This is a genomic window from Aquimarina aquimarini, from assembly GCF_900299535.1.
Classification (GTDB): domain Bacteria; phylum Bacteroidota; class Bacteroidia; order Flavobacteriales; family Flavobacteriaceae; genus Aquimarina; species Aquimarina aquimarini.
Genome location: NZ_OMKE01000025.1, coordinates 1 through 19,256, shown reverse-complemented (window position 1 = coordinate 19,256; position 19,256 = coordinate 1). Strand labels below are relative to the sequence as shown.

Here is a 19,256-nt window from a genome sequence, read left to right as displayed (position 1 = left end):
AGCTTCAGCGAGTCCCTCACGAAACTTACTGTCCATGTATCTTCAGAGTGAACAGGTAATTGCTCTGGTAGGATTTACACCTACTGGATGTATGCCACTTCGTGGCACACCAACGTTTAGTATAAACGGTCGTTTTAATGCCGTTTATATCTTGTTAGCAACTGGCATTATCTGTCATCATAATGGAATCTGCATTGAACTATTGAACATTTTTGATCAATCCCTTTTTTACCTGAAACTTTATAGACAAGTCTATGTTCTCCAGTTATTCTCCTTGACCAAAACCCTTTAAGGCTATATTTTAAAGGCTCTGGTTTACCTATTCCTTTAAATGGATTTTGTTTAATTGCTTTTATTAACTCTTTTACTTTTAATGCAGTATCTACATCATTTTCTAACCAATAAGTAAATTCTTCCCAACCGTGAGTAGTAAATTCAATGTTCATTAATGAGCTAATTCAATTTCGTCTTCATTAAAAGAGACAATTTGACCTTTCTCAAGTTGCTCGATTGATTCCATTAATCTGGTTCTATTAGCTTTTGTAGATAATAAGTGCCCAGTTTCTTTTAACGAATTATACTCCTTTATGGACATTATAACAACAGCGTCTTTCCCTTTACTTCGTGGAACTACGATAACCTCAGAGGATTTTGAAACATAGTCAAAATGTTTCTTAATGCTTTTTCTTAAAGTTGAAATTGTAATTGCTCTCATAGTGATTGTTTTTAAATTGTACATAAAAACGTACATTGAAATGTACAAAATATATGCCAATTTTCCAAATCAAGAGTTTTTCTGCTTGTTGGCTATAAAAAATATAGTTACTATAATAACTATACTCCTTATTTATTTAGAATAAAAATACTATTATTTTAGATTTAATCTAATTTTTTATAAATCTCAATATTCTGATAAATGGTATCGTTGTTTCTATAGGTATTTACTTGTTTGTAGGAGTTATTACTATGTTCTATAGGAATGACATACTTGTTATTATCACTCTTCATTGATTTTGACATTGAGGTTAGGATTTCTATAACGGTATCATTTTTATAGGTATACGTGCCATATCCATGCCACTCTGAAGAATCTGGGGCTGGATCAGTATTCCAAATTACATGGCCATTTAGGTAGATTTTGTGTTGCACTTTGGCTGTATCTGTAATTAGGGTATCTCCATTCGCAAGGTGATAGAAGTGGCTTAGTTCCCATACTCCTTCCATTGGATTTAAATCCTCAACGTTCTTATCATTGCAAGAAATACAAATTAGTAAAATTAATAGTACAAGGAATAAATTTGTACCAACGGGATTTTGTATAGAAGTCTTTTTCATTTGTATATTCTTTAATTGGTTACAACTTTAGACTCTCTAAAAATATAGACCAAGTCTTTGAGAATTGAATATATGGTTTTTCTCAAAGATTAGAGGCCTGAATACAGAATTGTATTTAAGAAATTTTTAGATAATATATAATGGATGGAACAAGACGTAAGTGATTATTTTTGATTAATCCACAAACCCGTATTATCTATGATATAATGTTATGTTTTTTATTTTATACGTATCGTTATTTTTTTTAGTTCTCCTTTGTCAATTATACCATTCAAATTTCTATCAATCAAAATTGCTAAATAAAATTCACCGAGATCTGTTGTTGCCATTTTTTCTTCTTTACCGTTATAGTATACCCCATCTATTTCAAATTCTAGGGTCATAAAATGGTTTGATTTGTTGAGCAGTTTAAGTCGCTTACTTTCTGAATTTTTATAGACTAAGTAGTGGTGTCTATCATTACCAAATATCAAGGATTCATATCTACCACTTTGGTTTGGTGCCATGCCTGTTCCTGGTGTAAAACAGTTGGTTTCTGATTTTGGCATACCTGATTTGATTTTTAATAACTCCTCTTTATTTAAAAAAGCTGTTACCTGAGCTGAGTATCGCTCTTCATTTTGAGCATTGTAAGGTTTATTATTAAATCTTACTGAAAATTTGTTTGCCTCAATTGATATTTTAGAGTCTTCTCCTATGATTCTTTTTTCTTTCCCATTTTGGTACACATATACAGCCTCTATGTCTGTGGCATCACTTTTTACACTGGTTTTGGTTGTTTTGCATGACTGGATTATAGAAAGGCAAATTATTATTATTAAAAAGGTTTTAGTGTTCATTTTGACTGGTATTTTATGCTAGATAATATTAGGTATATAAATCGGGGTAATGAAGTGGTTTAAAGTTTTTTCTATTCTTTTTTCATAGTCTAGTTGACTTTTTTAATTCGCTTGAATTTTTATTCTAATAATAGTATTCACTGTATTTATGCTTTAGAATTATAGACCAGATAAAGCTAAAAACAGTTATTCTATCACATTACACTGTATTCAGTGTTTATTTGATTATTTTAATTTCTGTAGTAAATCAACTACTCTTCACAATGGTTGAATAAAGAAGTGGTAAGCTTATAGTCAAACTTTTTATTTTGTTTTTGATTTACTCATCATTAAAAGTCAAATCAATGATTTGGCAAAATTGGTTTTAAATTCTATATTTTTGGGTAATCACCAAACCTGATAGCCAGTATTTTTTATGTTGATTGCCATAAATACCCACTAATTCTATCTTTATCACACCAATAAACATAGCAAATCCCTCCATTTCCAAACATAATTGTGTCTTTGTAAATTAGCCCATCATGTAATTGCACTGGTTCATTTACTGGTAAGTCACTATTTAAATGCATTAAGAACATCATTTTTTCTTTACAGCAAGGACAATTCAAATATTCAGGTTCTTGCACCCAAGTTGGGACTCCACCAATTTTGTTATTATTTCCATCTTCCCATTCTTGATTTGACCATTCAAGGGGAGTTTCTCCTAGCTTAACTTTAGTTTCAATTATTGGTTTTTTGTCATATTCATTTGATACAGTAATATCCTTTGTAAATAAAGTTGGGTACCCTTCAACGTCGTGTTGATAATATAAATACTTATCACATAACAAACTATTGAAAAACAATTCAAAGTCAATTGCAAGAGTAAGTTTTGATACGTTATAGATTTCAATTTCGTTAGGAATAGGAAATAATGTGATTAAATGATTTAAATTTTTGTCAGATTCGTCATTTAAACTGCCTCCAAATAAATACTCTGTATCATTTTGATTTTTTATACTGCAAGTTGGGTGTTCCTTGTCAATCTGCATTTTATCAAGATACTCTGAATTAAAAATTATATGGTATGACTTCATTAATTATATAGTTTTTATTTTTTTACCTGACAGCTAGCGCTAAACAAATGGCATCTTAAGAAATTTTAAATTACTAGCACCCATAAGACAAGTTGATGTTAATATATTTAATTTCTGTAGTGCCGTTACTATGATGCAAAACTATTTTTAAAATAACATCAGATATAAAATGCACACATGGTCTTCCATTATAGCTCATAGTGGCTGTTGTTCCTCCCATTTCTCCTGGGTAGTGCACTAAAGTATCTCTTAATTTTAAATTGACCTGTCTGGAAGTTTCTACTTTTTCATATTCTATTTTTGGAAATAGAATCATTTTCTTTGCCAGTGATAGTTTTTTAAATGGACTATTCCCTTCCCATTTATAAGGCTCTTTTGAATTAGATTCATCACCGTTATATTCCCAAACCTTTTCTTTAAAGGTGTAAAATAATTCAACATTATCTATTTTTACTTTAGGTTTAATATGAATTAATTTATCGCTTAAATCATTAAATACATCTTCATAAACATACATCGTATCTTTTTTTACAACATTATGACCTTCATAACGATTATCAATTTCATAAAAATAAAAGGTAAGGTTAAAATTTTTAAAATTTAGTGTTGATTTTTCAATTGTGATAGCATCAGAAGGATTACTAGGTCTACTTTCATTTTTCAGTAAATATCCGCTAAACACATAACCTGTTAATGCAGGTTTTTTGTCCCAACTATGGTTCATTCTCTTTACTTTGAACCAATTTCCATTTACAGATAAACCATTATCTACAATAGATAAAACTTTCTCTGTATTTTTTATAAGTTCTAGATGTTCTCCTGGAGGAAATTTCCCTAATTTTTCACCATCAATTGAAGGTTTACTCCTAACTGTAAGGCCACTTGGGGCAGTAACAGTGTAATAAGCTTTGCTTTTTAATTGATTTTGAGTCCATACATTATAATGAGTACTGAAAATAAGAAATATTAGAATTACACATTGTTTTTCCATGTTAAAGTGCTTTTTTTTTAAAACGAGATTAAGATTTCGTTATGGCTTTCATCCTCAATTTGAATGAGAGTTTAATGTAATTTATTCAGTTTTATACTCGATTAAAATGCTATTTTTTATTTTTGAGTGGGCTCCGCAATGAATGCTACAATCAACTATAGTCACGATAGTAACTATACCTATATTCTGAATAAAAATACCACTATTTTATTTATCATACCTATTATAGAAACCAACCATAAAGGTTAATAAAACATTATACCTAAATACGTATCTCTACCCATTGTATATTTTGATATTAGTTATTGGTGAGAAAACTTTGGGATTTAGTGCTTGGTGTTCGTTATTTGAAATTCAACTATTACGTTATTACGGTTCTCAAGATACCCAGAGAGGATAGTAATCATCAGGTATCAAAACTCTTTTATTCGCCATATTTTATTTTCAAAATCAATGGCATGAAGTGTTAGACCACAGTTTATATCTTTAGGAAACCATTCTTTATTTCTATTTATTTGAATAATCTGAAATAGTATATCATAATAATCTTCATAATTCAAATCGTCAATTTGTGTAGGAACCTCAAAATGTTCAGAAAATATTACTCCATCATAATAATCTGGGCTACTAGGAAAAACATAATACAAACTATTAGCATCACAGTAATCGTATATTAGATCTATTGTAATATCTGCATTCTCTGATGCGTTTGCATTTTCTGTAAGTAGGATTTCAAAACGGTCATTACAAATTATTTTTTCGTCTGCATCCAATAGTAGAATAGAGGGGTTGTAATTTTCTCTTTCTATAGCTTCATGCCCTATTCGCACCATAGTCATCAGCATTTGCTGATATACTGGCACGTTGTCTTTATGTCGCTTGGGATCGTCTAGTGAGTTGAGCTTTACCTTGACATCATGATTAAAAACAGATTCTAGTAGCTCATTGATTTGTTGTGAGTCATGCATTACTTAAGTCGGTTTGTGTGTACTCAAAAATAAGAGTTTTCAGAACACCTTTTGGGTTTCTACCTCTTTTTAAGATAATTATAGTAACAAAAAAGAACTTTATTTATTGTTACATTGTTCAAAGACAGCTTTTTTTAAGAAAAAATATAAGGCTCACAATTCATGAATTTTTCACCTATTAAAAAATCCTGTGACTCCTAGTTTTTGTATTTTCGTGATTCCTATTTAATTATGGCATCAATGAATTCTAAGTGGTTACGTACTGTCTCTATATTTACAATAGGATGGATTATTTCTTCTCTTATTTGGGAGATCATAAGAGGTGTCAGTGTCAACTCTCATCTTGAATTAATTGATATAGACCTACCTACATTGACGGTACTTCCTATATTTTTCTTAATCTTTATTTCTTTGTTTGCTGGACTCACATTTGGTAGTGCTCAATATCTAAATGAGTCATCTATTACCAAAAAAACATCCTTTAGAGAATTAATTTTCAGAGGGGTTCTTATTCATATTCTGGTTATGTTAATCATCTATTTATTGATCTATCTATACATCTCCATAAATGAATTGTACTCAATCCTTTCCTTTACCGATTTCTTAAAGAATCCTATTACTATTATCAACTTATTTTACTCGATTGCAACAAATAGTATCATTGTTATTATCATACAGATCAATAAATTACTAGGAGATGGTAATTTGATAAAACTTATAACAGGTAGGTTTTACAATCCTCGCGAAGAGCTGCGAGTTTTTATGTTTCTAGATCTAAAATCTTCTACTTCTATTGCCGAAAACCTAGGACATATAAAATATAGTAGTTTTATTCAAGATTGTTTTTTTGATTTATCTGTGGTCGAAAAACATAAGGCTGAAGTGTACCAATATGTTGGTGATGAAGTGGTTTTAACCTGGAGAATTAAAAAAAACCAATCTATTGCTCATTGCCTAAAGGCTTACTATGCTTTTAGCAATCAATTAAAGCTAAGGTCTGAGTATTATCAGACAACCTATGGTACCATCCCCTATTTTAAAGCAGGAATGGATCTTGGTATGGTTACTGTCGTCGAGGTGGGTAGCCTGAAACGAGAGATTGCCTATCATGGGGATACATTGAATATTGCTGCCAGAATTCAGGAACAATGCAATATACAGAACACTCCTTTTATGATTTCGGGGGCAACCTATGAGTATGTTTGTAATGTAAAAGGCTATATTTTTGAAAACATAGAGGAGCAAAAACTAAGAGGTAAAGAAAATTATACTTCTATGTATAAGGTGTTAAAAAAACGGTAAATACATTGCTTTTATAACGATATAAAAATTAGGGCGACTCTCCCAATTAAAGATATCGCCCTACTAATAAATAACAATTAAGTATTGATTTTAAAAATCAATATCCTTACAATGTTCTGCTTATTATCATACCTCGCTATTCTATATAATCAAGGGCTTTTTCTTGTTTCTTATCACTTTTTTATGGTACCAGTTTATCTGCTAAATCCTGAGCTAGAGTTACCATGGTCATGTGGGGTTCCATGAACCTCCTTGTGGCCATAAAGCCCCCTGTAACGTATACATTTTCTGTATTTCGCAGACGATAATTCAAATCGACGAGTGCTTTATCACATCTTGCCCAGATGGAGTTTGTGATCCTAGTGTGAGGTATCCATTTTTTAAGTCATTAGAGTTTGCTAATGCGCACATGATTATTCAATTTACTAGTTATTAAATATTTACAATATTAAAGTTAAAGATTTTAGCGCTATAAAAACCACGTAAAAACCCGTGAATTATAAAAGTTTTTTTATCTCCCTAAAAAAAGGGAGAGATCGTTACGTAACATTATACGTCCTCACAACATACACCTATATACTGTTATATTTTTAAATCATACTATCTATACAATATAAAGGCAATACAGTCTATATCAAAAAGTAATGAACAAGAAAGATTAAAAAGAAAATTAACTCAATCAATACAACGCTTAATAACATGGCTTATAGTAATAAAACAGAAGAAAATAAAGATCTAAAAATGCACATTGTAGATAATGTACCCTCTGGTGAGTTAGAAGATATACTCACTTTATACAGTAAATCTGTTGCCATAGAAAGTTATGTAAAAATACCTTTTATATTTATTGCTGTACTTTTTCTTGTACACAATATTTTTATAGCTGGAAAAAGCTTTGATTACAACACTTATGATGCTATAAAAACAGTAGAGCTTTGTATTGTTGGGATTATTGTAATTGTAGTTTTTATAATGGCAGGAATTGCAATTGATAAAAATCTAAAAGTAAACAAATCACTAAAACAAATAGGAGTCAAATATCATATAGATATACAAACTGTTCAAGATGAATTTAATGCAATAGCTATTCATCTTTTTGGAGGCAGAGGAATTACATTGAAAAAAAAGTAAGAATCACAAAACACTACATTAGGTAATTGTGACCTTATTACGGTACTAAGACACAACGTGAGTAATTTTTTAAAAAAACCTTATTAATCTTTTGTTTCCAAGGGGTTTTTATCCATTTTTTCTAAAAAAACAGATACAGAATCTTTTTTGATTTTCATTTGAGAATGATCTAATTGCAAAATACCATAATCTCCATCATCTTTATTTTTTTTCTCAGATGACAATGTGAGTATATTATTTTTTCGATCATATTTCCAAGCTCCTTTTTTCTTAGGTACTCTTCCGATTCGTCCTCCTTCTAACCTTCCATCCTCATGTAAAATAATATATTTATTCCGACTCTCTATAGTTCTATCACTTCCTACCTCGACCTTATATATTTCCCAATACCCTACTATCTTTTTTCGCTTATGGATGGTTGTAAAACCAAATGATAAAAATATTACGATTACTGAAGCTACTATAATTCTCATTTGTACATTCTTTTTTTGTTAGTTGATAGAGAGTTTATGTAACCTCAAAAATATAAACTCTCTATTAACTCACAAAACTATTGTATTAATTCGGTAATACGTGTAATCGCTTCTTTGGGGTAATCTCTAAGTGTCATTATGTGTGGGCTATCAGTTTCCCAAAACACTTTAGGCTCTTTTGCTTTCTCAAATAGGTTTCTACCATGACTGATAGGTACTCCTTGATCATGTCTACTATGAATAATCAATTTTGGCATATTATGTATATGCTTTATATCTCTAACCCCAACGTAATCTTGATTAAATTTTTCGGGGTGGTTTCTATGCTTGTTCTTTATAAACTCAAAAGGTGCATAATCAATCGCTATTTTTTGTGCAGATTCAAAACTACTATCAAGAACCAAAGCATCCACTCTATCTTGGTTATCTTTTGTGATTTTTATTGCCAATTGCCCACCTAACGACATACCATATACTATGGTTTTGAGAGTATCGTTTTGAGTTTTACTTATAAAATCTTCAAAAGCTACTTCGGTATCTTTTAAAACTCCTTTATAATTTGGTTTTCCTTTGGATTTACCATACCCTCGCCAATCTACCGCATACACAGAAAAACCATTATCTACTAGTGGCTTGATCAAACCTGCACTTACCGTTGCATTGCCTCCTGCTCCATGAATATAAAATACATTTCCTCTATGTTTGATTGATGGTTTAAAATGATAGGTATAAATTGTTATAGAGTCTTCTACCTGTAATTTATATTCTGAGTAATTAAATGATTCTAATGATGCCATTTCTTTTGATGGGTAATAATATAGCTTTGATTCATCTTCCTGAATCATCGCTCGTATCATAGCATCAGTTTGGTATTTGTAAATTCCGAATCCAAAAACTGATAGTACTATAATTAATAAAGTCCAACTTGTAATCTTAATCACTTTTTTCATGTCTTATTATTTTGATGACATAAACTAAAGAGTTCTTTCTTTGAGTAAAAAAATTAAGTGATTAGTCGGTAATTTTAGTGATTAACAGAATGGTTTTGGTATGAATTGTCTATGCAAAAGGGACTAATTGAATACGTTTTTTATTGTTTTGTATGAGGTTCTCGCAATGGGAATGGCTTCTTCTATCTCTTTTGAAATCAATGTAGCTTTTTGAGAGTTTCCTTTTATCACAAAGACATGTTTGGGATTAATCAAGTAGGAGCGATGTGGTTGTATCAAAAACGGTGCTTGTGTCAAAATAGCTGATAATTTACCCCGTAACATTACACTTTGAATTGTATCACTCTTATAAAAAACCATTACATAATTATCTACTGATTTCACATATAATAGTTGTTCTCTAGGAATCGTAAACTCATCTTTATGATTATCACCTACCAATGTTATATTCTCAATCGCCTTATCTTGATCATTATCAATAATCTCTTGGGAATCTTGTATTGAGTTTTTACTAAAAAAATAACGTAATACTAATTTTGGGAAAATAATTAATGGCAAAACAGGCAAAACGATATAGGAGCAAAAAAGTAATAACCTGAATAGTGATAATGGCTGTTTCTCAAAAACTATATCTAAGTACAGATACCCAAAAATAGCTCCTGATAGTGATGAGAGGAGAAGAAACATAACTTCGTTCCACAAGACCCATGTTTTTTTCCTTTTATAAAAATAATTTTCTACAAAATGAGCTCCCATATAATTCACAAATTTTATAAGTCCGAATCCCATAAATAATATTTCTTTATAAGAATGATCAAAATTATTGATATTAAACGGCTGTAAAACAATTAGAATAAATCCCAGCAAAGAACCCACAGTTATACCTATCAGTATATGAACTCTATACGATGTGGTAAAAGGAAAGGAAGTGTTTAGTAACATAGAAGCCTTTATCATTATTTACTAAACCCAAAAATAGTCATTACCACAGATAAATACTTATAAAGTCCTCTGATTGTGCCATTTCATCATCTAGCCCCATAAAACAATACTTATGAGTTACTTAAAATCAAAAAATAACAAAACTGAACTATCTTTTTAAAAAAATCACCCTTCTCTTGTTACTCAGACAAAAAAAGCTTTGTATTTTTGTATAAAAAATACGGGTGCGTATAGTATTTTCTTTCTTACTACTAGTAACTTTCACACTAAGACCAGTGATGGAGATGGCTCCTTTTTTTTATTATCAACTCAATCTGGATTACATTATAGAAAATTACTGTGTCAATAAAGAACGTCCTAGACTACAATGTAACGGAAAGTGTTATTTAATGAGTAAGCTGAAAGAGAAAAATACTTCTGATAATAAGGCAACTAGTTTTAGAATTTCAGAATCCTTTCTTCCTTTATATTTTCAGAAACAAGATATTGATATCGAAAATAATATAATTACTTCTGGTGAAAGAATGGTTTTTACCTCATATTCATTCACCTATAATTTTTTATATACCAATACTATAGAACACCCTCCAGAATTTATATAGTCTTCTTTTTATTTTTTGGTTGCTGTAATTAAATCCTCATAAAAGATTATAATTCTGCTGCCAACATATATTCAATGCCTTGCATGAATGATAATTTCAATTGAATAATCGGTTATAAAAATTGGTTCAAATTGATTTTATACATGCCTATCTATAAAAGTTATGCATTTTCTTGATCATGACATTGAATGAATATCATTTTAATTTTGAAAAAGCGCTAATAAATTTAATTTCTATGCGCCTGGTTTCAATATTAAAATGGGATAACAAATATCTATCTAATAATAACATTGATGAGTATTCTCTAAAAAAAGAATTGCTCTCATACTGGTATACAATGAATTGTACACCTATAATACCATATTTAAAAATGAAGTCAACTATAAAATTAATCGTATTAACTTTTGCCTTTTTTGCCATAAGCTGTAGTAGTGATGATGATGGTGCATCTAATAAAGATGCTGTGAGTACTATAAAGATCAAATGGGATAATATTGTTGGGCAAAAAGACATGAATATTGTAGAAAAACAAAATCTGGAGTATGGCTACAAGACTGCGGATAATCAGGATTTCAACATAACTGCTTTTGGATATTATATAACCAATATAATCCTAGAAGGGCCTAATGGAGAACGTTTTGAAGATGAAGTTTCTATCTCTGCAGCAGATGCAAAGGGAGTCTATCATATAAAAGAAGGTGATTTTGCATCGGCGGCTACTATTTTACAAAATGTTCCTGTAGGAAAATATAATAAAATAACCTTTACTGTAGGAATCCCTGAAGAAGGTGTAAAAGAAGGTGCTGCTGGTGGAGTTTTAGATCCTGCCGCAGGAGCTTGGTTCTGGAACTGGAATGCTGGTTATATAGGTTTTGCCATAGAAGGACATGCTAGTACCTCTAGCCAGGCACATAATGAAATAGATGGGTTTGTAATTCCTGAAAAATCTTTTGCTATTCATATTGGAGGATGGAGAGATATTACTCCACTAGAAGGTGAAACACCAAAGTTTGTGAATAATATAAAAACTATTACTCTCAACTTTGATAGCGATGTAACTGTAGCAGAAAGCCAAGAACCTAGTATTCACTTATTAGCCAATGCAAAAGCTCTTTTTGACACATCGTCTGTTGATTTTTCTACCACATACTCTGTGCATGCTCCTATTTTAGGAAAACAATTTGCCGATGTATTGGATCAGGTATTTTCATATAGCCACGTTCATCAATAAAAAGTATGAATATACATAGCAATTATGCATATCTGGTATCTATATACTGGATATGCTTGCTTTTTATTTCCTGTAGCAATGATGGAGGAAATGATGAAGTGCTTGACACTGACACGTATGAACTGATACAACCAGAGGGGTTTCCCGAAATTAAGTATACTACTCAGAATAATCCTATTACTCAAAAAGGTTTTGAATTAGGGAGGAAGCTTTTTTTTGATCCTCGTCTGTCTGCAGATGGTAGTATTTCTTGCAATAATTGTCATCAACAATCCCGTGGTTTTGCAGATTCTCCTGTACATCCTATGAGTATAGGAATAAATAGCCAAGCAGGTAATCGTAATGCGCCCCCTCTTTTTAATATGGCTTTCAGAAAAGAATTCTTCTGGGATGGGGGTGTTACCCACCTAGATTTTGTGCCTATTAATGCGCTAGAATCTGATATAGAGATGGGAGAAACTATGAAAAACGTTGTTGAAAAATTAAATCGTAATGATGAATATCGTCAACTTTTTAAAGAAGCCTTTGATGTAGATAGCATTACATCTCCTAGAATATTACAAGCATTCTCACAATATATGCTGTTGATGATCTCTAATGATTCTAAATATGATCAGTACCAAAGACAAGAAAACAATGTGACTTTTACAGAAAGTGAACAAAAAGGGATGCTCCTTTTTGATGAAAAATGTTCTTCTTGTCACAGCGGTTCACTTTTTACCGATCAATCTTTTAGAAATAACGGTATCTCTGATACATTTTCTGATAATGGTCGTGCTTTAATTACAGAGTCAAATAGTGATATCGGTAAATTCAGGGTTCCTACTCTGCGCAATATAGAGGTAACAGGCCCTTATATGCACAATGCTAATTTTGATACACTCGAAGAGGTATTACAGCATTATGCAAATGGAGTCAAAAATTCTGAAACTTTGGATGCTATGTTAAAAACAGAAAATAATCAATTAGGAATTGCTTTGACAGAAAGTGAACAGGCAGATATTATTGCTTTTCTAAAAACTCTTACTGATGAAACTTTTTTAACAGATCCAAAATTTAATAATCCGATATGAAAGCCCATAATGGGCATTTAATAGATAAAAATCAATACCAACCGGCATATTTTCAACATGATGATCAACGGTTTGTAAAATTTTAAATAGATGAAAAAAAATATTATACTATTACTCTTATCTATAGTAACAATACCTAATATCATGGCATGTGATATTTGTGGGTGTCAACTTAGCGGATTATCTTTTGGACTTCTTGCTGGTACTAATACACATTATATTGGTTTACGATATACCCAAGCGGCTTTTAGTGCCTCTATAAAGTATAACAGTAATTTACTACAGGATGAGTATTCTAGTGATACATTTATACGTACAGAATTATTAGGTAGGTATATACTTTCTAATAAATTACAACTACATGCTATTGTACCTTATATCAACAATGATATGAATGGTAGCATGCAAAGTTTGCAGTTTAATGGAATCGGTGACCCTAGCCTTCTCTTGTTTTATAATGTATTAGAGAAGAAAGAATCAAAAAAAGAAGAGGTTGCTGCCCCTTCTACAAATGCAATCAAACAAACGTTACTTATAGGGGGTGGTTTAAAATTTCCTACAGGTAAATTTGATCGTTCTGATCGTGGAGAGATCGTGAATCGTAACTTTCAGGTAGGAACTGGGAGTTTTGATTTTTTACTTTCTTCTAATTATACGATTAGTATGGGGCGTTGGGGGTTGAATGCAGAGGCTTCTTACAAAATAAATACTCGCAACTCTGATGAGTACCTTTTCGGAAATCAATTTAATACTAGCGGGTATTTATTTTATACCATTCCTATAAAAAATGGAGTTATTTCTCCGTTTACAGGAGCTTTGTTTGAAGCCGCAGATAAACATGATGATGATGGCATACAAAAATTCAATACTGGTGGTAATGCTACTTTAGGAACAGTAGGCATGCAAATAAACTGGAAAAGTTTCTCACTCAATGCATTAGTTCAAAGCCCTTTGCAACAGAATTACAATAGTGATGCGATTTCTACTATTGAAACCGATACCAGATTCTCTATCGGACTCTTGTATCATTTTGCAAAGAAAAAGAAACGCAAATATAGTTTTAATTGATTTTGTAAAAATAGCTACCAACTCTATTTATCAACTGATTTAAAAAGAGTTTACTAGTTTTTTTCAACATCAAAAAATAATCTAAAACTCTCAAGTATACTTTTAAAAACTTGAGAGTTTTTTTATTTAGATCAGCACCTCAATGATTTTTTTTACAATCAACAAATTACTATTTTTATCATACTAATTTAAAATAAAGGAGTATTTACTATATACTATACTTTTTTTAAGTGTTTTTCACCCAAATCCCCATATATCATGATTTCCAAAAAGGTTTTTATACTATCAAAGTATTTTCAACATACGTTACTTAGATCATTTATGATCAGAAGTTTTATTTTGGTATTTGCTTTCTGTAGTAGTATAAAGGCATTTGCGCAAATTGATGCCAATTCTTTAATGGTCATTCCTTCTGCCACTACCACAGAACGTAATGGTATTACTAGCGTTATAGAAGGTTCTTTGGTATATGATACGGATGTAGAAAGGCTTTATAAGTATACAAGTACAGGGTGGCAAGAAATATCAGGTTCTAATAACACAGATACATATGTAGGGGCATTTCAAATATCTGCTGCTGGAGCTGTAAATGTCAACGGTCTTCCTTTTCAGCCTACTTCTATTACTTTTGTAGCACATGCTAATGTAGAAAATTTCAATATTAATAGTGATAATGGCACCAACAATAATGACCGAGGAATACGCAACTCTTTTGGTACTATGAATGGGTTTGCTCGTCAAGATGGTGGTTCTATTACCCAACAAGTCATTTATGTGGGCGGACATGGTAATTCTATTAATGATATTTCTCGTTATGCTTCTAATTCCAATTCAATAGGGTTACGGTATGGGGATCAAAATGGTCTCTCCTTAGGTATTATTTCAGGTGCTGTAACTTCTTTTAATACAGACGGTTTTACGGTTAATGTTACTTATACTAACGGAACTATTACCAATAATGGACAAAATGTGCGCCCAACCGATATTAATAACGAAGGAATTATTGTACTGTATACTGCTTACAAATAATGTTTTTTGATAATCAACTTGATTGTTATATAAAACCATCTAAATAGTATATTTATCCTTTAATTTCTTAATCAAGTAGTAGATCATTCGTTTTTCCTTATAACTCATGAATTTAATAATTGTCTTTTTTTTAACTACAGGGATTGTCATTAATACGCTGATAATACTATTATTGATAAAATCAAAGACCAGAGAACTACCTCAGAAATTACTTTTATTATTCTTTTCTATAACCTTATTATACATTATTCATGGGTATGCACAAATACACAAATTAAGAAGTTTATATATACTAACTTTTATAGGAAATAGTATTATTGAAATTTTTATGGGTCCCTTGATTTTTCTTTATATCAAATCCCTATTTGAAAAAGAAAAGAAACTAATAAAAAAGTATTTTGTTCATTTTATCCCTGCCCTACTCTATTTATTATGTATATCAATTCCTTTTGTAATTTCAATCATTAAGAGAGGATTTATCTTTGAATATTTATCAGTTTTTAATGATCATAGTGATCTGATTGTTATTGTACTTCTATTTTATTTTATTTTTTACACCCTCCTTTCTCTACACTCGTCTTACATTTATAAAAATGCAATGAAAGCTAATTTCTCAACTATTTCAGAAAATGATTTTGGTTGGGTAAAACGAATGCTTATAGGAGTATTAATTATTTTATGTTTTGATATAACATCTATACTATATGAATTTATTTTTGGAGAATTAAATTTTGAAACAGATTACTTAACATTTGTTCCTGTAATTATATACTTAGGATACCTAGGCTATTACGGTGTTAATCAATCAAAAATATTATTGCCCAATTTTTTAATAAATACTCCCACAGAAAAAGATAAAAAAGTAAAGAAAACAGATTATTTATCTACTGTAAATAACAAGGAACTACAGCACCTAAAACTGCTATTAGAAAACGTAATGTCTACAGACAAAAAATACCTAGAAGAAGATCTTACTTTGAGCGTCTTGGCTGATGCTATTTCTATTTCAGACAAAAAGCTTTCTGCCTTTTTAAATCAATACCTCAATACCACCTTTTATGACTATGTAAATAAATATCGTGTTGAATCTGTGAAAAAAAAAATGAAATCCCCAAAATTTGACAATATCACACTTCTGGGAATTGCTTATGAATCTGGTTTTAAATCCAAAACCAGTTTTAATCGCATCTTTAAAAAAGAAACAGGACTATCCCCTTCTCAATACAAATCCTCGCTACAACCTTCTGATAAATAAGTACCAATAGAACCATTGGAACGCTTGGCATGTGATTTTCATAGTTATTTGTATCAACATTAAAAAAAATAAAACTATGAAAATCAACAAACTTATAGCAACCTTCCTTTTTTCTCTTTTCATTATACAAAACAGTATAGGACAAGATGATAAATTTACTGGTTATGCTACTTCTCTTGTAAACAGCGATAGTATTCTTAAGATCGAAACATTTGGACTGGCAAATCGTGAAAAAAAAATTAACTATTCAAGAAACACCATCCAACCGATAGGTTCTGTGAGTAAAACATTTATCGGGATTGCTTTGATGATAGCCAAAGAAAAAGGACTAGTCGATTTGGATAAAAACATAAATGAATACCTCAATTTCACCATTGAAAATCCATATTTTGACAGTTCAAACGTAATTACATTACGACATTTGGCTACTCATACCTCTGGGATTATTGATAATAAAAAAATATATGAATCTGCATATAGTTATGATATTCACCCTAAAACACCGTTAAAAAACTATTTATATGAACACCTTAACCACAATACAAAAAATGTAAAAAAAAGTTTCTCGAAACAAAAAGCAGGAACAACTTATCAATATTCTAATATAGGAGCAGCACTGGCAGCGTATATAATTGAAAAAGCCAGTGACAAATCCTTTTATGAGTTTACAAAAGAACATATTTTCACTCCCCTCGGCATGCATAATACAGGATGGTTTTATAAGGATATAAATACGACTCATCACAGTGTGTTATATGATGAGAAAGATAATCCTTTACCTCCTTACTCTTGTGTAACCTATCCTGATGGAAGCTTAAAAACAACTATCCAAGATCTGTCTCTTTACCTAATTGAACTCATAAAAGGATATAATGGGACTAGTAAATTACTTACCCAAGAATCATGGAGTGAATTTTATACCAAGAATTTCAATACTAATAATGCAATCAAAAACATTAGTCTCAAAGAGCCAAATTCTGGAATATTTATCACTTATTTCAAATCAGGAAAAATAGGCCACACAGGTTCAGATTTGGGGGCATCTGCTTTTATGATGTTTGACCCCAAGACCAATAAAGGGCAAATCCTAATGGCAAATGAAGATTTGAGTGCTGATAACCTAAAGGAATTTAAAACTATTTGGAAAACTCTGTTTTGATGATCTCACTTATAAAACTAGGTATTCAATCAAACAAAATCTTTTATCAATAAAATACCAAGGGAAATCAAATTGCAAATATTGATTTGCATCACTTTCTATAGTCAATGATTGGTGTTCTCTTCTTTTTTTATTAAAATTTAAATATAAGCATCAGAATTTTAAAGTAAATTTGAGTTGAAAACTTATGATTTAATCATATAAAAAAAGAGAAGTCAGATGAATATAAAAGAACAATTCAAAGATGTAAAAAACTATTTCTCTCCAAAAATAGTGGCAGAAGTCAATGATCAATATGTAAAGATTGCCAAAATCAAAGGAGAAGAAATCCCTTGGCATAGTCATGAGAACGAGGATGAATTATTTTATATACTAGAAGGGAGTCTTTTAATGGAAATTGAAAATGAAGCCCCTATAACAATGACAAACGGAGATATGTATGTGGTGCCAAAAGGGATTAATCATAGAGTCTCTTCTGTAAATGAATGCTCAATTATGTTGATAGAAACTAAAACAACAAAGCATACAGGAGAAATTGAATCTGCAATTACCAAATCAATTGAAGAGCAATCATATTAAGTTTATAGTCTTTCTGAGATAATGTCCTTTATGAAATCCTAGGAAAACTCTTTAAAACAAAACAACCAGTCTTATAAAACTGGTTGTTCTTAATCATATTTTAATTTGAAAAATGTGTTTATTTCACCTGTTTATAACAAATCTTTTAATCCATTCTTTTTGACGAATTTTTGCAACATATAGTCCAAATAACAACTCAGAAACATCTATATTCTTTCGCCTTGATACATTCGTGAATTCTTTAACCATATCTCTCTGTAAATCATAAATACTAACATCAAAATATGATAACCATACTTGGTGCTCCAAACTAGATGAACACTTAATCTTGAAACACGATGACCATTTGATCTTTGTTCTGGCATAAAACAAAGGTAACGATTTTTAGAAGCTAAAATCAAATGCGCTAAGACACATATTTTTAACTATTCTTGAGACCAATAAAAAAAACAGCTACAAGCTTCTGTTTATAATTATTTCTTTACCTCTCCTCCTTAATCTTATAAAAATATTTTAAAGAAAATTACAGAATACTCAAAAGATCATTAAGTCTTATTTTTAATTTATAAAAAAAGCTATCGATATTGATTGCAGAGAAACAAACTGGTTGGATATTTTTATCATCGAATATCTGTTTACATATACACTTATAACACAAGGTGAAATTTATAAATTGATAAGTCAATATTTATAAATACTGACTCCAATGTATTTCAAAAAAGTTAGGCATTCACTAACTTTATGATATACAATATTTTTTTTGCGCAAAAATAGCCATATAAGGTATGAGTGGCTTAAAAAAAAGCATACAAATTAATTCTTAAAACCATAAATCATGTTAAAATCAATTTTAGAAATTAAAGGTGTTAAATCACTAACAAGGAATGGCCTAAGAACTATATCAGGAGGAACTGATTGTAGCATCATATTTAATGCTTGCGATGAGCAACATCCTACAAATGATGATACGTTTGAATCTTGTTTGAGATATAGCGGGTGTGGTCCTTCATAAGTTACACCTTATAATACTAAGGTTTACTAAAAAAAGCCCTGAAAAGGGCTTTTTTTAGTAATTATCAACAAAGTTTATAGTGTTTTTGTAAAACTATACAGATCAATCATAAGGTGCTTAAAGCACAATTTTTTTTACCGTTTTAATTACTCTACAACCACTTTTCTAATCGCAGTTCCATAGGGTGTTTCTAGTACTACCGCATATACTCCCGATGGTACTTGTATCGTAAATGGAATTT

General features: G+C 30.6%; 21 protein-coding genes and 1 pseudogene. 11 read left to right on the top strand and 11 right to left on the bottom strand.

Annotated elements, in window-relative coordinates; all coding sequences use genetic code 11:
* Nucleotides 1–167 precede the first annotated feature (167 nt).
* From DG508_RS13440 to DG508_RS13410, 7 genes are all read right to left on the bottom strand, one after another.
* Nucleotides 168–446 (bottom strand): Txe/YoeB family addiction module toxin, encoded by a 279-nt coding sequence (locus DG508_RS13440; protein WP_108868648.1) that lies wholly within the window; start codon nt 444–446, stop codon nt 168–170.
* The gene (locus DG508_RS13435) at nt 446–715 is read right to left on the bottom strand and encodes a type II toxin-antitoxin system Phd/YefM family antitoxin (RefSeq protein WP_158250536.1); all 270 of its coding nucleotides are present in this window, start codon (nt 713–715) and stop codon (nt 446–448) included. Before DG508_RS13435 ends, DG508_RS13440 begins: the two co-directional genes overlap by 1 nt.
* 164 nt (nt 716–879) lie before the next feature.
* Nucleotides 880–1,335: a hypothetical protein gene (locus DG508_RS13430; RefSeq protein WP_108868647.1), complete on the bottom strand. Its 456-nt coding sequence runs from the start codon at nt 1,333–1,335 to the stop codon at nt 880–882.
* Nucleotides 1,336–1,553: 218 nt separating this feature from the next.
* A complete protein-coding gene (locus DG508_RS13425) occupies nt 1,554–2,174 on the bottom strand; it encodes a hypothetical protein (protein ID WP_108868646.1) in 621 nt (206 codons plus the stop codon).
* Nucleotides 2,175–2,587: 413 nt separating this feature from the next.
* Nucleotides 2,588–3,250, bottom strand: a complete 663-nt coding sequence (locus DG508_RS13420) for a hypothetical protein (RefSeq protein ID WP_159090826.1) — start codon at nt 3,248–3,250, stop codon at nt 2,588–2,590.
* A gap of 73 nt (nt 3,251–3,323) precedes the next feature.
* Complete coding sequence (locus DG508_RS13415) at nt 3,324–4,241, bottom strand: SH3 domain-containing protein (RefSeq protein ID WP_108868644.1); 918 nt, start codon at nt 4,239–4,241, stop codon at nt 3,324–3,326.
* Nucleotides 4,242–4,654: 413 nt separating this feature from the next.
* On the bottom strand, nt 4,655–5,209 hold the full coding sequence (locus tag DG508_RS13410; protein ID WP_108868643.1) for a hypothetical protein: 555 nt from the start codon (nt 5,207–5,209) through the stop codon (nt 4,655–4,657).
* Between the two features lie 231 nt (nt 5,210–5,440).
* On the opposite strand from DG508_RS13410, the gene DG508_RS13405 reads away from it, so the two are divergent.
* Together DG508_RS13405 and DG508_RS13400 are read left to right on the top strand one after the other, a co-directional pair.
* A complete protein-coding gene (locus DG508_RS13405) occupies nt 5,441–6,511 on the top strand; it encodes an adenylate/guanylate cyclase domain-containing protein (RefSeq protein WP_108868642.1) in 1,071 nt (356 codons plus the stop codon).
* Nucleotides 6,512–7,210: 699 nt separating this feature from the next.
* Nucleotides 7,211–7,642: a hypothetical protein gene (locus tag DG508_RS13400; protein WP_108868641.1), complete on the top strand. Its 432-nt coding sequence runs from the start codon at nt 7,211–7,213 to the stop codon at nt 7,640–7,642.
* Nucleotides 7,643–7,725: 83 nt separating this feature from the next.
* Here DG508_RS13400 and DG508_RS13395 read toward each other — a convergent pair whose 3' ends face one another.
* From DG508_RS13395 to DG508_RS13385, 3 genes are all read right to left on the bottom strand, one after another.
* Nucleotides 7,726–8,115: a lipocalin-like domain-containing protein gene (locus DG508_RS13395; RefSeq protein WP_108868640.1), complete on the bottom strand. Its 390-nt coding sequence runs from the start codon at nt 8,113–8,115 to the stop codon at nt 7,726–7,728.
* 77 nt (nt 8,116–8,192) lie between these two features.
* A complete protein-coding gene (locus tag DG508_RS13390; protein ID WP_108868639.1) occupies nt 8,193–9,065 on the bottom strand; it encodes an alpha/beta hydrolase in 873 nt (290 codons plus the stop codon).
* A 123-nt stretch (nt 9,066–9,188) separates the two neighbouring features.
* Nucleotides 9,189–10,007, bottom strand: coding sequence for a LytTR family DNA-binding domain-containing protein (locus tag DG508_RS13385; RefSeq protein WP_159090825.1), 819 nt, complete (start codon nt 10,005–10,007; stop codon nt 9,189–9,191).
* Between the two features lie 224 nt (nt 10,008–10,231).
* Between DG508_RS13385 and DG508_RS13380 the strand changes: the two genes are divergently transcribed.
* The 8 genes from DG508_RS13380 (at nt 10,232) to DG508_RS13345 (ending at nt 18,003) form a co-directional block, all read left to right on the top strand.
* Nucleotides 10,232–10,609 (top strand): hypothetical protein, encoded by a 378-nt coding sequence (locus tag DG508_RS13380; RefSeq protein ID WP_159090824.1) that lies wholly within the window; start codon nt 10,232–10,234, stop codon nt 10,607–10,609.
* Between the two features lie 370 nt (nt 10,610–10,979).
* Nucleotides 10,980–11,840, top strand: coding sequence for an MbnP family protein (locus DG508_RS13375; RefSeq protein ID WP_159090823.1), 861 nt, complete (start codon nt 10,980–10,982; stop codon nt 11,838–11,840).
* A 5-nt stretch (nt 11,841–11,845) separates the two neighbouring features.
* A complete protein-coding gene (locus tag DG508_RS13370; RefSeq protein WP_108868635.1) occupies nt 11,846–12,913 on the top strand; it encodes a cytochrome-c peroxidase in 1,068 nt (355 codons plus the stop codon).
* A 90-nt stretch (nt 12,914–13,003) separates the two neighbouring features.
* Nucleotides 13,004–13,981 (top strand): transporter family protein, encoded by a 978-nt coding sequence (locus tag DG508_RS13365; RefSeq protein WP_108868634.1) that lies wholly within the window; start codon nt 13,004–13,006, stop codon nt 13,979–13,981.
* Nucleotides 13,982–14,239: 258 nt separating this feature from the next.
* A complete protein-coding gene (locus DG508_RS13360; RefSeq protein ID WP_159090822.1) occupies nt 14,240–15,010 on the top strand; it encodes a hypothetical protein in 771 nt (256 codons plus the stop codon).
* Between the two features lie 106 nt (nt 15,011–15,116).
* On the top strand, nt 15,117–16,265 hold the full coding sequence (locus DG508_RS13355; protein ID WP_108868632.1) for a helix-turn-helix domain-containing protein: 1,149 nt from the start codon (nt 15,117–15,119) through the stop codon (nt 16,263–16,265).
* Nucleotides 16,266–16,341: 76 nt separating this feature from the next.
* Complete coding sequence (locus DG508_RS13350) at nt 16,342–17,424, top strand: serine hydrolase domain-containing protein (RefSeq protein WP_108868631.1); 1,083 nt, start codon at nt 16,342–16,344, stop codon at nt 17,422–17,424.
* A 219-nt stretch (nt 17,425–17,643) separates the two neighbouring features.
* A complete protein-coding gene (locus tag DG508_RS13345; RefSeq protein WP_108868630.1) occupies nt 17,644–18,003 on the top strand; it encodes a cupin domain-containing protein in 360 nt (119 codons plus the stop codon).
* A 278-nt stretch (nt 18,004–18,281) separates the two neighbouring features.
* Here the strand turns inward: DG508_RS13345 and DG508_RS21475 are convergent.
* A pseudogene (locus DG508_RS21475) lies at nt 18,282–18,368 on the bottom strand (IS200/IS605 family transposase); the annotation flags it as partial.
* A gap of 470 nt (nt 18,369–18,838) precedes the next feature.
* Between DG508_RS21475 and DG508_RS21030 the strand changes: the two are divergent.
* Nucleotides 18,839–19,015: a hypothetical protein gene (locus DG508_RS21030; RefSeq protein ID WP_159090821.1), complete on the top strand. Its 177-nt coding sequence runs from the start codon at nt 18,839–18,841 to the stop codon at nt 19,013–19,015.
* Nucleotides 19,016–19,256 lie beyond the last annotated feature (241 nt).